This window comes from Nitratireductor sp. WH36-1 (assembly GCF_058725515.1).
In genome coordinates this window covers 1,790,587-1,805,204 of sequence record NZ_CM178970.1, presented here as the reverse complement: position 1 = coordinate 1,805,204, position 14,618 = coordinate 1,790,587, and the positions used below count along the sequence as shown (strand labels likewise).

9 protein-coding genes are annotated in these 14,618 nt (G+C 56.6%); 6 read left to right on the top strand and 3 right to left on the bottom strand.

Features of this window, described 5'->3' with window-relative positions; genetic code table 11:
• Positions 1-38 precede the first annotated feature (38 nt).
• The 3 genes from AC4PTT_RS08550 to AC4PTT_RS08540 all read left to right on the top strand — a co-directional run bounded on the left by AC4PTT_RS08550 (position 39) and on the right by AC4PTT_RS08540 (position 6,599).
• Positions 39-506, top strand: coding sequence for an NUDIX hydrolase (locus tag AC4PTT_RS08550; protein WP_113156352.1), 468 nt, complete (start codon positions 39-41; stop codon positions 504-506).
• A 115-nt stretch (positions 507-621) separates the two neighbouring features.
• Entirely contained in the window at positions 622-2,160 is a 1,539-nt protein-coding gene (locus AC4PTT_RS08545) for an inorganic phosphate transporter (RefSeq protein ID WP_206543805.1), read from the top strand.
• Between the two features lie 683 nt (positions 2,161-2,843).
• Complete coding sequence (locus AC4PTT_RS08540; protein ID WP_492162505.1) at positions 2,844-6,599, top strand: vitamin B12-dependent ribonucleotide reductase; 3,756 nt, start codon at positions 2,844-2,846, stop codon at positions 6,597-6,599.
• A 509-nt stretch (positions 6,600-7,108) separates the two neighbouring features.
• On the opposite strand, the gene AC4PTT_RS08535 is transcribed toward AC4PTT_RS08540, so the two are convergent.
• Both AC4PTT_RS08535 and AC4PTT_RS08530 read right to left on the bottom strand, forming a co-directional pair.
• On the bottom strand, positions 7,109-7,834 hold the full coding sequence (locus AC4PTT_RS08535; RefSeq protein ID WP_492162504.1) for an IS1595 family transposase: 726 nt from the start codon (positions 7,832-7,834) through the stop codon (positions 7,109-7,111).
• 708 nt (positions 7,835-8,542) lie between these two features.
• Positions 8,543-9,187, bottom strand: coding sequence for a YjaZ family protein (locus AC4PTT_RS08530; RefSeq protein ID WP_492162503.1), 645 nt, complete (start codon positions 9,185-9,187; stop codon positions 8,543-8,545).
• A gap of 218 nt (positions 9,188-9,405) precedes the next feature.
• On the opposite strand from AC4PTT_RS08530, the gene AC4PTT_RS08525 reads away from it, so the two are divergent.
• The 3 genes from AC4PTT_RS08525 (at position 9,406) to AC4PTT_RS08515 (ending at position 13,652) form a co-directional block, all read left to right on the top strand.
• Positions 9,406-10,493 (top strand): IS3 family transposase gene (locus AC4PTT_RS08525; RefSeq protein WP_492162502.1). Its coding sequence is split into 2 segments (ribosomal slippage): positions 9,406-9,667 and positions 9,667-10,493, totalling 1,089 coding nucleotides; the frame shifts between segments, so codons are not numbered across the junction.
• Between the two features lie 40 nt (positions 10,494-10,533).
• The gene (locus AC4PTT_RS08520; protein ID WP_492162599.1) at positions 10,534-10,725 is read left to right on the top strand and encodes an integrase core domain-containing protein; all 192 of its coding nucleotides are present in this window, start codon (positions 10,534-10,536) and stop codon (positions 10,723-10,725) included.
• Positions 10,726-10,994: 269 nt separating this feature from the next.
• Complete coding sequence (locus AC4PTT_RS08515; RefSeq protein ID WP_492162501.1) at positions 10,995-13,652, top strand: S1 RNA-binding domain-containing protein; 2,658 nt, start codon at positions 10,995-10,997, stop codon at positions 13,650-13,652.
• Positions 13,653-14,113: 461 nt separating this feature from the next.
• Here AC4PTT_RS08515 and AC4PTT_RS08510 read toward each other — a convergent pair whose 3' ends face one another.
• Positions 14,114-14,473: a GNAT family N-acetyltransferase gene (locus tag AC4PTT_RS08510; protein WP_492162500.1), complete on the bottom strand. Its 360-nt coding sequence runs from the start codon at positions 14,471-14,473 to the stop codon at positions 14,114-14,116.
• Positions 14,474-14,618: the final 145 nt, after the last annotated feature.

The window sequence follows — 14,618 nt, the reverse complement described above, 5'->3', positions numbered from 1 at the left end:
GGAGAAGTACGATTTTCACGCACGGCACACGTTTGCGGCTGACCGAAACGGTTCGGCGTCTGTTCGGTGGCAATCCCCGCCGCGTTCAGGCAGCAGCGCTGCCGTGGCGCAACGCGGCGAACGGCAGCGGCATCGAGATCATGCTCGTGACCAGCCGGGGAACCGGTCGCTGGGTGCTGCCCAAGGGCTGGCCAGAAGGGCTCGAAACCCTCGCCATGGCCGCACAGCGCGAAGCGCGTGAAGAGGCCGGCGTGCGCGGCAGGCCCGCAGCCGGCGAAATCGGACGTTTCTACTACCACAAGGAAGACGGCACCGGGGTCGAGTGGCCCTGCGAGGTTGCGGTCGTCCCGCTGGAAGTGACCGAGGAGCGCGCCAAGTGGCCGGAGCGCAAGCAGCGCACCCGCCAGTGGTTCTCGCCCCAGGAGGCGGCAGCCGCCGTGAAGGAGCGCGATCTCGGTGAGCTTCTGATCGCATTCAGCCACAATCCACGAGAAATCGCCGCCTGATCGGTCTTTTTTGCCGTCGGCGCTTGCCGCGCGCGGGTTTGTTTCCTAACCCGGTGCGGAGTTTTTTTCCGCACACTTTCACCATCGTGAAGTCAGGGCACGAGATGGATATCGCATGAGCGAAAGCAGCAATCCACGCAAACAGACGCTCGACAAGGATCTAGACAAGCTCGTCTATGTCGAGGAAGCCACCACCACCGTGGCGCGCGGCCTGGTTGCCCCCGGTCTTGCCCTGTTGTTCCTCGCGCTCACCGCCATCTTCGCAGCCACCTACACGTTCGGCGAGCCGCGCGCGGTGATCATCGTCGCCGCCGCCGCCATCGGCGCCTATATGGCGCTCAACATCGGCGCGAATGACGTGGCCAACAATGTCGGCCCGGCTGTCGGCGCAAAGGCCATGACGCTCGGCGGCGCGCTCCTGATCGCAGCCGTCTTTGAAAGTGCCGGCGCGCTGATCGCCGGTGGCGACGTGGTTTCCACCATTTCCAAGGGCATCATCGATCCCGCCGCCGTGGGAACGCCCGAGGCCTTCGTGCGCGCCATGATGGCCGCGCTCATCTCCTCCGCCCTCTGGATCAACCTGGCCACCTGGATCGGCGCCCCCGTCTCCACCACCCACTCGGTCGTCGGTGGCGTCATGGGTGCGGGTATCGCGGCTGCCGGCTTCTCCTCCGTGGACTGGGCCACCATGTCGCAGATCGCGGCAAGCTGGGTCATTTCGCCGGTTGTCGGCGGTGTCATCGCCGCCCTCTTCCTGGCCTTCATCAAGACCGCCATCATCTATCAGGATGACAAGATCGCCGCCGCGCGCCGCTGGCTGCCGCTGCTGATCGCCATCATGGCCGGCACATTCTCCGCCTATCTCACCCTCAAGGGTCTGAAAAAGGTCTTCCCGGTCACCGGCGGGGGCGCAGCCATCATCGGTCTCGCCTTTTTCGCAGTCACCTGGTTCCTCGCCCATCTCTTCGTGCATGCGCAGTCGGAAGGGCTCGAAAACCGCAATCAGTCGCTGCGCAGCCTGTTCAAGGTGCCGCTGGTCATTTCGGCCGCCCTTCTCTCTTTTGCCCATGGTGCAAATGACGTGGCGAACGCCGTCGGCCCGCTGGCCGCCATCGTCTTCACCGTGCATGAGAGCACCGTCAACACGACCGTCGCCATCCCGCTCTGGGTCATGGTCATCGGCGCGGCCGGCATTTCCATCGGCCTCGTCCTGTTCGGCCCCAAGCTCATCCGCATGGTCGGCGAGCAGATCACCAAGCTCAACCCGATGCGCGCCTTCTGCGTTGCGCTTTCGGCAGCCATCACCGTCATCATCGCCTCCGGTTTCGGCCTTCCCATCAGCTCGACCCACACCGCCGTCGGCGCCATTTTCGGCGTCGGCTTCTTCCGCGAGTGGTACACCGCCCATTCCAAGCGCCGCCGCGCCTATCTGGAGCGCAAGGGCGTGCGCCTCAAGGCAGACAATGGCATCCAGTCGAGCGACGATGACGATCTCGAAGTCGAACAGCAAAAGACCTCGCGCGAGGAAGTCGCCCGTCGCAAACTGGTGCGCCGCGCCCATGTGCGCACCATCGTTGCCGCATGGGTCACCACGGTTCCCGCCGCCGCCATCCTTTCAGCCGTCATCTTTCTGGTGCTCGACCTGATCGCCTGACCCGGAAACTGCACAGGCCCTCATCGATCAAAGCGCACAGCCCCTCCGGCCTGTGCGCTTTTTTCTGCACGCCCCTCCTCCCGAGACGCCGGGAAAGATGGGTTTTGCAAACCGCAACAGCTGGCGTGCGACTTCCCCATAATTCACACACCCCACACACTACATGTAGTGATTGCCTGTCATAATCCGCCGAGTTCTTGACGCCACGGTACGAGTCGCATTTTATGGTCCGGCACTCGCGTTCGTACGGTGCGGTTGGTCGGCGCAAAGCCGGTCGATTTTCCAATTCGTTTGAGTTTCCAGCATCTGCCCGGACATCTGTTTCGGGCGGAACGGCATCGTTTGCGCCGTGGAAAAAGCAGGCGGGGGCGTCGGCTGCCGTGAGGCATCAAGAATCTGTTAACACTATATTTAGTGATTTCGGAAATCCTGCGCACCATATAATGTATTAGTTCTGTGACATTGACGTCGCAGTCGCATCAGGTTGGGGGCGGTTTCGCACCTGCGAAACAAGACCTAGCGGTTTCCGGATTCCGGGCCGCATAAAGGAACCAACCTTCGGTATCTAGGCGTCGCGCGCTTCAAGCGCCCGGCATGGCGGACACGGTGTCCGCGCAGTGAAGATGTGATGAGCCATTCGCTGCGCAAGACGCTATATATGGATTAGGGGCAAAGAGGACAAAATGCGCATCGAACGCCGGTTCACAAAGCAAGGCCAAAGCCCATATGCGGAAATCGCGTTCCGCAAGGCCACGAGCGAAATCAAGAACCCGGACGGCTCCATCGTCTTCCGGCTGGAGAACATCGACGTTCCGGCGCAGTTCTCCCAGGTCGCCAGCGACATTCTCGCGCAGAAATATTTCCGCAAGGCCGGCGTGCCCGCGCACCTGAAGAAGGTCGAGGAGAATGATGTCCCCTCCTTCCTGTGGCGTTCGGTTGCCGATGAAGAAGCGCTGAAGGATCTGCCCGAAGACGAGCGCTATGGCTCCGAGACCAGCGCCGCGCAGGTCTTCAACCGTCTCGCCGGCACCTGGACCTACTGGGGCTGGAAGGGCGGCTATTTCGATGGCGAGGAAGACGCCCGGACCTTCATGGACGAGCTGTGCTACATGCTCGCCACCCAGCGCGTCGCCCCCAATTCGCCGCAGTGGTTCAACACCGGCCTGCACTGGGCCTATGGCATCGACGGCCCCGGCCAGGGCCACTATTATGTCGACCCGTTCACCGGCAAGCTGACCAAGTCCAAATCGTCCTATGAGCACCCGCAGCCCCATGCGTGCTTCATCCAGTCGGTCGGCGACGATCTGGTCAATGAAGGCGGCATCATGGATCTGTGGGTCCGCGAGGCGCGCCTGTTCAAATACGGTTCCGGCACCGGCTCCAACTTCTCTCATCTGCGCGGCGAAGGCGAAAAGCTCTCCGGCGGCGGCAAGTCTTCGGGCCTCATGTCCTTCCTGAAGATCGGCGACCGCGCTGCCGGAGCCATCAAGTCGGGCGGCACCACCCGCCGCGCGGCCAAGATGGTCGTTGTCGATGCGGACCATCCCGATATCGAAGCTTACATCGACTGGAAGGTGAAGGAGGAGCAGAAAGTCGCCGCCCTCGTCACCGGCTCCAAGATCGCCAAGAAGCACCTCGAAGCCATCATGAAGGCCTGCATCAACTGCGAGGCCGACAATGATGAATGCTTCGACCCGTCCCAGAACCCGGCGCTCAAGCGCGAGATCCGTGCTGCAAAGCGCAATGCCGTGCCTGAGAACTATATCAAGCGCGTCATCCAGTTCGCCCGCCAGGGCTACACCGACATCCAGTTCAAGACCTACGACACGGACTGGGATTCGGAAGCCTACCTCACCGTTTCGGGCCAGAACTCGAACAACTCCGTTTCGCTCAAGGACGACTTCCTGCGCGCCGTAGAGACCGACGGCACCTGGGATCTGATCAACCGCATTGACGGCAAGGTCGCAAAGACCCTCAAGGCGCGCGACCTGTGGGACAAGATCGGTTACGCCGCATGGGCGTCCGCCGATCCGGGCCTGCACTACAACACCACCATGAACGACTGGCACACCTCGCCGGCGGCGGGCCCGATCCGCGCCTCGAACCCGTGCTCGGAATACATGTTCCTGGACGACACGGCCTGTAACCTCGCCTCGATGAACCTCCTGCAGTACCGCAATCAGGACGGCACCATCGACATCGCGGCCTACGAGCACACGGTGCGCCTGTGGACCATGGTGCTGGAAATCTCCGTGATGATGGCCCAGTTCCCGTCCAAGGAGATCGCAAAGCTCTCTTACGAGTACCGCACGCTGGGTCTCGGCTACGCCAATATTGGCGGTCTGCTGATGACCTCGGGCATCCCCTATGATTCAGCGGAAGGCCGCGCCATTGGCGGCGCGCTGACGGCGATCATGACCGGTGTCGCTTACGCAACCTCGGCAGAGATGGCCGGCGAACTCGGTGCGTTCCCCGATTATGAGCGCAATGCCGAGAACATGCTGCGCGTCATCCGCAACCACCGTCGCGCCGCCCATGGCCAGAGCGACGGTTATGAGGGCCTGTCGGTCAATCCGGTGCCGCTCAAGGCGGACGAGTGCCCGCATGCCGATCTGATCGAGCATGCCCGCGCCGCCTGGGACCGCGCGCTTGAGCTGGGCGAAAAGCACGGCTACCGCAATGCGCAGGCCACCGTCATCGCGCCCACCGGCACGATCGGCCTCGTCATGGACTGCGACACGACCGGCATCGAGCCCGACTTCGCACTGGTGAAGTTCAAGAAGCTGGCCGGCGGCGGCTACTTCAAGATCATCAACCGCGCCGTGCCGGAAGCCCTGCGCACGCTCGGCTATTCCGAAGCCCAGATCGCCGAGATCGAGGCCTATGCGGTCGGCCATGGCAATTTCGATCAGGCTCCGGCCATCAACCCGACCAGCCTCAAGGGCAAGGGTTTCGACGACGAGAAGATCGCCGCCGTCAACGGTGCGCTCAAATCGGCCTTCGACATCAAGTTCGCCTTCAACAAGTGGACGCTCGGCGAGGATTTCTGCAAGGAAACGCTAGGCCTCACCGACGAGCAGCTCGACGATTTCTCCTTCGACATGCTGGCCGCCCTCGGCTTCACCAAGAAGGAAATCGAGGCCGCCAACATCCACATTTGCGGCGCCATGACGCTTGAAGGCGCACCGCATCTGAAGGAAGAGCACCTGCCCGTCTTCGATTGCGCCAATCCGTGCGGCAAGGTCGGCAAGCGCTACCTTTCGGTCGAAAGCCACATCCGCATGATGGCTGCCGCGCAGCCCTTCATCTCGGGCGCCATCTCCAAGACCATCAACATGCCCAACGAGGCGACGGTCGAGGACTGCAAGGCGGCCTACCTCCTCTCCTGGAAGCTGGCGCTCAAGGCCAACGCGCTCTACCGCGATGGTTCCAAGCTCTCGCAGCCGCTGAACTCCGCGCTCCTGTCCGACGATGAGGACGATGCCGACGATCTGGCCGAAGAGCTGGTCGCCGCACCGGCTGCCGCGCAGGCCGCCGTCGTCTCCGAGAAGATCGTCGAACGCATCGTGGAAAAGGTTGTCCGCGACGAACGCGAGAAGCTCCCCAACCGCCGCAAGGGCTACACCCAGAAAGCGGTGATCGGTGGCCACAAGGTCTATCTGCGCACCGGCGAGTTCGACGATGGCCGCCTCGGCGAGATCTTCATCGACATGCACAAGGAAGGCGCTGCCTTCCGTGCGATGATGAACAACTTCGCCATCGCCATCTCGCTTGGCCTGCAATACGGCGTGCCGCTCGAGGAATATGTGGAGGCCTTCACCTTCACCAAATTCGAGCCGGCCGGCATGGTCATCGGCAATGATGCGATCAAGAACGCCACGTCGATCCTCGACTATGTGTTCCGCGAGCTGGCCGTGTCCTATCTCGGTCGTTCGGATCTCGCCCATGTGGACACGTCCGACTTCACCAACACCGCGCTCGGCCGCGGCATCAATGAAGGCAAGGCGATCCCCTTCTCCAAGGGCCTGACCCGCGGGGCGACCCCGTTCAAGCTGGTTTCCGGCAAAAGCGGTGAGCCCAAGGGCGAAGCTGGCGGCCCGTCCGTCCGCGCCATCGCTTCGGGCGCAACCGTCCACGCGCTGAAGCCTGCCGTTTCGGAACTGCAGGAAGAAGCCACCGCCTTCCGCCGCGACTATGAGGAGCGTGCGAAGGAACTGGCAGAGGAAGCCGCGCAGGAAGGCGAAACCGACGCCCTCTTCACCGAGGCGGTCGCTCAGGAAGCCGCCGAAGCGAAGAAGGTCGAGAGCCACCGCCGCCAGCAGGCGATCATGCAGGGCTATACGGGCAATATGTGCTCGGAGTGCCAGAACTTCACCATGGTGCGCAACGGCACCTGCGAGAAGTGCGACACCTGCGGCGCAACGAGCGGCTGTAGCTGAGGCAAGGGCCGCATTGTGAGAAGGGCAACATAGTTTGTCCTCCTGCACACTAAAATGTCCGCAATGGCAGCCTCACGATGTCCCAATGCGAGATCGCATTGGGAATCAAGGAAATCCGGGCACATCGGCCCGGATTTTTTTCGTTTTACGCCAAGTCCTTGGGAAGCAACTCCCCACTCTGATCGTCAGCCTGCTGCAGGTCGCGTGGGTAAAAATCCAGACAAACTCATCCGCATTCAGCTAGGTAAAATCCTCCGGCGTGCAGTCACCCTTTTCGGCAATCGAACCGAAGGTGTGACTATCGAAGAACTAAGCGATTATCGACCCCATCGAGCGAAAGAGGCTCTCGATGAACAGACACCGCGCAGGGTCCCGCGCAGGTGGACGGTCGTGCTCAAGAGCGCCGCTTTGAGGCCGCACGAGTGCACTCGGTGATAAATGCCGATCGCTGTCTGAATAGCCCCCTTCGGCCCTAATATACCGATCCAGTCCGTCTCGGGAGGCTCACCCTAGAGCCAGACCTGGTAGCTGATATTCTGCGCAGCTCCCTGCCAGTAGCCGCAAACGTTTCGCGATGTCGGCCGAGCAGTGATTGTCTTCAGGAGATCGGCAAACTGCCACCGCAGCCCCATGTAGCGGGTGTCCTCCTTCCAGGAGAGCATAGCCATGTACCAGTCGAGATACTTCGTAGAGAAGCGGTGGTTGACGTCTTGGTACGTTTTCTCGACGCGACTGAAGAAGCTCTCGATAACGTTCGAGTTCGTGCCGTCATCCTCTTGATACTGCAGGCTGTGGTTCACGGGGTGCATGGGAACAAGGCCGACGAGATCGTCATAGGCCTTGTGTTCGTCGGCGATCAGGAGTGCCTTTGGATCGACGTGTTTGGCCACGGCTGCCCAAGCATCCTTGCCATTTTCATCCATGATCACCCGTGTCAGCGTACGGTTCGGGGCATGCTTGTTCGCCTCCCTCAGCGCTAGGACGCACATGCGCTTGCCGTTCTGGTTCTCCTTCTTGCGCTCTTCCTTCTTGTTGGCCTTGCGGAGCACGCCACCGACGTACTTCCCGTCGATCTGGACCAGTCCCTGACGCGTGATAGCACTACGGCACAGGCCAACAGCTTCACGAAGCTTCTGCAACAAGACGTAGGCTGTCTTGTACTGGATGTTGAGCTTTCGGCTGAGATCGAGCGCGGCCATCCCCTTGGCCGCAGTGATCTCCTCCCAGATCGCCATGATGATCTTCTTGAACGACAGCTTCCTATTGGCGAACACCGTTCCAGATGTCACCGAGAACTCGGCTCGGCATTCAGGCTCGGAGCATCGGAAGCGGCGACGGCGGACGCATCAGTGGATGCTGTCCGAAGCCCTTTTCGGGTCGGGCCAAGCGCAACAGTCGTATTTCGAACCTCCGGCCTCCTGAAGAGAAGGGGTCATAGGAGTTCCGCCTCAGGATGGGAATGCGCTTCTGGAGCATGTTCAGATTTCCGTTCGATACGCAGGACATAGGCGGACAACCCCGTCTGAGGACGGAGGCAAAGGTCAGCGCTCTATTCGTATCGATCTGAACATGCACGGACCCACTCCAAGGGAGCCGCGTGGAGTCGAGGCAACCATTGCGGTCGGCTCCGGCTGAGGGCGAAATGACACTGTGAAGGACATTCACTCTTGTCACGATGCAAGAAACTACGTAGATTCAGCGTCTTAACTTCGAGCATGCTCTTGAGCATAGCTGCTCTCACATGTTTGTGAAAACTTTCATGCGCTTTTCTGTTGCTAACCCTGCCTGTTTTTTGTAAGAGTGAGATAGCTTCAGGTGGCGGGACTTCTTGGTGAGAGCCTTGATGCTGTAGCTGCGCACCTCTCTTGAGGTTCGGTAAACCACGGTAAGGCGCACCCGCTTCATTATTCTCAAAAGGCTCCTATACGGGAGCCTTTTGTCATTTAGGACCTCTTCGCTTTCGATGCCTTCCGTTTCTCGCGCTTGGCAGCCTTCTTAGCCCGCACTTCGTCGGCCTTCATCTGGGCAAGCTCTCGGCGCTTATCCTCGGTCATCGGAATTCGCTCCTTGCTAAAATAGCAGGCTCGCACAGCTTGCTTCATATTCCACTTGTGCTTGTCCGCGGTGTTTACCGCCCGCTCATGGCAAGTCAGCACGTTCATCTCGATCTCGAAGTGTTCGGAGTTACTCGGATAGAAGTAGTAGAGGATCACGTCATGTGTGCCTCTGACGATCCGCACAGCCGGATCGTGCGCCAATGCGGCCATGTTTTCGATCTGATTATGGTCCTTCATCTCCCAAGTGATGCCGTTCTGATCGAACAGGTTTCGCACGCCTTGTTGAAGAGTAAGGCATTTGGCGTAGCGGTTCGCGCAGAAGATTCGATGGCTTCCGTTATGATCTGGAAAATCGAAGGCAGCATTGTGCGCGGCCTTTTCACTGAAGACATGACAAGAGAAGCTGACGCGTACCCTGATGTCCATGCCATCAGGACCAGCCGCGTTCAGAGTATAGATGAAAGGCGCGAGGTGGGAGATGTCGTAGTCCGCTCCTCCTACTGCAACCGTGGTTCCCAAATGATCGAGCAATCAAAATCTCCTGCAATGCATGTCATTTGCAGTGCGATGTCAGATGATTCAACATAAAAGATTGCTTAGCAGCATTTTTCCCGGCCCAAGGTTGTCTTATCGCGCCCCGAAGAATCGGCAGCTTTGGGCCAAAACCAGACTTCACTCGGTAATCGTCCCCCAGAACCATTGGGTTGAAAATTGGACTTCTCCGGCCTTTGATGCGCTTGGAGAACGAGATGAAAAAAACAAGATTTACGGAAAGCCAGATCCTGGCAATTTTGAAGCAGGGTGAGAGCGGCGTTCCAGTTGGCGATCTTTGCCGGGAGCACGGGATCAGCAACGCAACGTACTACAACTGGCGGTCCAAATACGGCGGCATGGATGCGTCCTTGATGGCGGAAATGAAGGCCATGGCCGAAGAGAACCGCCGTCTGAAGAAGATGTACGCCGAGATAGCGATGCAGAATGAGTTGCTGAAGGATGCTCTGGGAAAAAAGTCTTGAGGCCATCTCAACGTAAAGAGATGGCCACCAATGCAGTCCGGCTGCGCGGTGTAAGCATTGCGCTTGCCTGCCGCACGTTCCAGATCAGCGAAAGCTGCTATCGCTATGAACGCAAACTGGACGACGAGAATGTCGAGATCGCGGACTGGCTGGTCCGGCTAACGACAACGCATCGCACCTGGGGCTTCGGCTTGTGCTTTCTTTATCTTCGCAATGTCAAAGGCTTTGCATGGAACCACAAGCGGGTCCGGCGGATCTATCGTGCGCTCGAACTGAACCTGCGCATCAAGCCGAAGAAGCGTCTGGTTCGAGGCAGACCGGAACCGTTGGCTGTTCCCGATGCCCCCAACATGACCTGGTCCATGGACTTCATGTCGGATCAGTTGGCCGACGGACGCAGCTTCAGGACCTTGAACGTTCTGGACGACTTCAACCGGGAGGGATTGGGCATTGAAGTCGATATCTCGCTTCCGGCTCTTCGGGTTATCCGCACGCTGGAGCGGATCATCGAATGGCGCGGCCAGCCCTTGAGCATCCGGGTGGACAATGGCCCGGAAAACGTCAGTGCCGCGCTGCAGGTATGGGCATCGAGACGTGGCATTGGGCTGGAGCACATCCAGCCCGGCAAGCCGCCACAGAACGCCTGTGTTGAACGCTACAACCGAACCGTCCGCCAGGAATGGCTCGGACAATACATATTCGAAACGATTGAGGAGGCGCAGGAACACGCCACACGCTGGCTATGGACATACAACAATGAGCGGCCCAACATGGCCATCGGCGGCATTACGCCAGCAATGAAATTGAAAACAGCGGCCTGAAGTCCAGTTTTAAAACCCGTTAAAAATGGGATGATTACCCATCGAGCGGCTCTGGCGAAGCCTGAAACAGGAGGCGGTCTACCTCGAAGAAATCAAGGACGGCTTCCAGGCACACAGGGTCATAAAAAACTGGATGGCATTCTACAACACCGAGCGACCCCATTCCGCGCTTGATCGGCGAACGCCGGACGAGGCATATTGGGCAGGCTTGGAAGAGCAAAAAGCAGCATGAAACCTAAACCCGATACACCTTAGCAAAGCTGCAGAACTGTCCGAAAAAGTGGGACCACTTCACTCAAAGCCTACATCAGGCTCTAGGAGGCGACTGTATAGGGCCAGCTTCAACTAGCACATATAGACAACAAAACGACCACCTTGGTGCATCGCGGACATCCGGCGGGTTGCCACGGATATAACAACGTAGTTCAATCGCGATAGTAGATATCAAACAGTGCGCGGGTGGCCAGAACAACTGCCCGACAAAATGAATGGGCCTTTCAGATGAACGAGAATAGGGCGAACTCTGGGATCAAAAGCGAAAGCGACGCAGAGCAAAAGGCTATTCTCCCCCTGTTAACTGGGCCTAGGCCAAATGGACTGGGGCACGATATCGCCAATATAATCACTAAGGTGAGCATAAAAGGGATATTGATAGATAAGGGTCGATCAAAGAAGAACTATTTCCCTGATTTCGTAGTGACAATAGATGGGCTTCCATATCTAGTTGTCGAGGCTAAGGCTCCAGGTGAAGATCTGCATGAAGCACTCAGAGAGGCGCGACTTTACGCGAGTGAGTTGAATTCTGGATTTGGCCCCAAGTTTGACCCAGTAAAGTATGTAATCGCATCAGACGGTCGTTCCCTGCTTGCAGGCCACAGCAACTCAGGTGAGCCCGAATTTGATATTCCATATGAGCGCTGGAGTGCCGTTGATATCGAGTTTTCACGCTTTGCGGACATCTGTTCTGAAGACGGAATACAGAATTGGCATAGGGAAATTGTTCGTGATTTGAGGCCTGATCGATTTTGGAAGCCTCGGAAGATGGTGGGGGGACTGGCGGCTCAAGATGAAGAGATCGGCCTAAACTCATTCGGCGTATCAATTAAGTCCGATTTTCGCGAGCTATTCTCCCCCTCCACGCTGGAAGAAAGGGAAGTTATTGCCAAGGAATGCTACATACCATCCAAGCGTAGAGATCGCTACGTCGATTCAATCGATCGCACATTCAAGGCAATTATACCTCCATCTGAAGGTAATACTACCGCTTTGTCAGATTCCTCGTCACCTCAAGAATTGATCACCAAATTAAGAAAGGGAGCCGACCTAAACAACGAGGTGATGTTACTTATTGGCGCTGCTGGCTCTGGGAAGACAACATTTGTCGATCATTTGCGAGTAAATGCACTTCCTGCTGATTTACGGCGTCAGACTCGGTGGATTCATATCAATATGAATGACGCGCCTGTTTCATCAGTTGAAATCTACCCTTGGCTTAGGTCGGAGATTATAAAAGGCGTTCAAGCATCAGAAAAGGATATGGACTTTGACAGCTTAGAAAGCTTGAGAAAAATCTTCAAAGACGACGTAGAGAAATTTCGCAAAGGCGTCGGGAGACTGTACGAGTCCAACAAAGAAAAATACGATGAGAAGCTTGCCGATGTTTTGACGGAAGCTCTTTCAGATCAACAGCGCGTTGCTGAAGCATATTGCAAATATGTTTCAGCAAAAAACTCTGCTCTTATAGTTATTGCGCTAGACAATTGCGATAAGCGCCTAATGAAAGAGCAGCTTCTAATGTTTGAAGCTGCTCAGTGGATAAGGAAGTCATTCAGATCAATGGTATTCCTTCCTATTCGAGAGGAAACCTATGACAATAATCTGGACCTTCCCCCTCTTGATACTGCCCTAAAGGATCTATCATTCAGAATTGAGCCACCCCGATTTGACCTCATACTTCGTTCTAGAGTTGACTTTGCCATTATGAAGCTGAACGAAGACCCAAACAAGAAGTACTCATATAGTCTGCCAAACTCCATGAAGGCGGTGTACACATCATCGGAGAAAATCTCCTACCTGAGATCAATATTGCGATCTCTTTTTGACACGGATAAAAATATTAGACGCCTATTAATTGGTTTGTCCGGTCGAAATATGCGTCGAGCTATGGAGATTTTTCTCGACTTCTGTTCCAGTGGTCATATCAGCGAAGACCATATCGTAAAGATGGCGCAGTCTTCGGGTACTTATAAGCTCCCCATGGCTATGGTCAGCCGAGTTCTACTGAGATCCAAAAAGAGATACTATGACAGCGACCACTCTTACGTAGTAAATGTTTTCTCCTCTGAGATTGATGATGAGAGGCCAAACTTCTTTGTAAGAATAGCAATCCTTAGAGCTCTCGCAAATATTGCGGTGATAGGCAAGGGTCCAAGGATCTCCGGCTACGCAAGAGTGAGCGATATATATGAGCCTCTTAAAAGGATTGGCGTTACGGAAAATATGCTTTTGCGTGAAGTCAATTATCTGACCAAAAAGCACTGCTTAATTAGTGAGGATTTTCGCCTTACTGATATTAAGAGTCAGGATCTTGTTACAATTGGGCCAGCAGGCCGTACGCACCTATATATGCTTGGCAATATTCATTATATATCAGCCGTTTCGGAGGACACCTGGTTCAGAGACAAAGACCTTGCTAGATCGATATCTGACCGAATCCGCAATCCGTCTTCTCAGTTTGATCAAAGGACCGTTCTGAAAAACGCCGACGCGGCGACGAAGTTTCTATTAAGCGAGTCTCAAGAATTACTAAGCTTCCATAAGCAGCTTTTTACAGAAGATGACCTAAGTGAACTATTCTCCACAGTGTCGCTGGAGGCGCTAATCAAAAAGAAGAGAGGGGAGTACCTCGGTTCCTGGGCCATTGTAGACGGCGAGTTCGCTATTGGCGCTAAAGTGCCGGCAAAAGTGAAGAATCATACGAAATTCGGAATATTCCTTGAACTTTCGGAAGGCATTGATGGCCTTGCACACATTTCGAAACTATCTGAATCTAGTAAAAAATTGGAGAGAAACGACATCGTGACGGCAGAGGTCTTGAGCGTAGATTCTCTAGCTAAGAGGATAGAGCTCCGCATTGTTGACGAAACTAGACACGATTGACGTATCTTGGAACGCGTGCAACGCCTTCTATTATCAAAGTCGTTTGGAGATTTCTGCGATTTTGAGAATCGAATTTCATGAGGCTAGAGGAGCGTATCGGCGACCGGCAGTAAATGGCCGCCCGATTGCCGGCTCCATGCCTTGAGGTGATCAGCAGAAATGTCTGACTGTCGGCAAAGCAAGGGCCGCTTAGGGCTGGGACCGGTAATCCGCTGCGCCTGGCACGAAGGTCGGCTTCGGGCCGTTTGTGTCGACCAGGAAACTACCAAGATCAGGACTGGAGCGCCGCATCGCCGCATGTGCGGTTCGAGCCCATCATGGACATTCGATCTGTCCGCAACGGGGCACACAGCTCGCTCGCGCAGCGGAAAGCGTGGTCCATAGTTGCCATTCGTGTGGCCTCGTCATCGACTGAATTGCGGGCGAGGCTACGACCTTGGCGAGCCGCGGTAGTGAGGTAGCTATTCTACAGGCTTGGAGAACCGGCGACGCTCAGGTGTTTCCGCTTCGAGGGTGAAGCCCTCCCGCGTGTAAAAGCGATCAGCCGGGTTGGTTGTCAGGACACTAAGCTTAGTGGGAAAGCCCTTTTCGGCAGCGATGCTCGTCATGGCCTTTAGCGTATGCGCGCCAATGCCACGCCCCTGATATGCGGGGTCGATGTATAGTTTCTCGACAAACATGTGATCTGGCTGCCATGATACGGCGACACAGCCGCAGGGACGCCCTCCCAATTCAATGATCTCGTGGCCCGACAGATCTAGCGTTTCGGCGGTATCCGATGGACGCCAAGCACCCCACAGGGCCTCCGCATAGGCGCGCATGCACGCCTCCTCCAGCTTCAACAAATACAGTGCATCTGAACGGGTCGCGGGTCGCAATGTCGTGGTCATGAAAGGTCAATACCTACCGGCTGCAGGAACGGATTTGGTTCCCAAGAACGTCCACTAACTAGCTTTTAGTGACTTT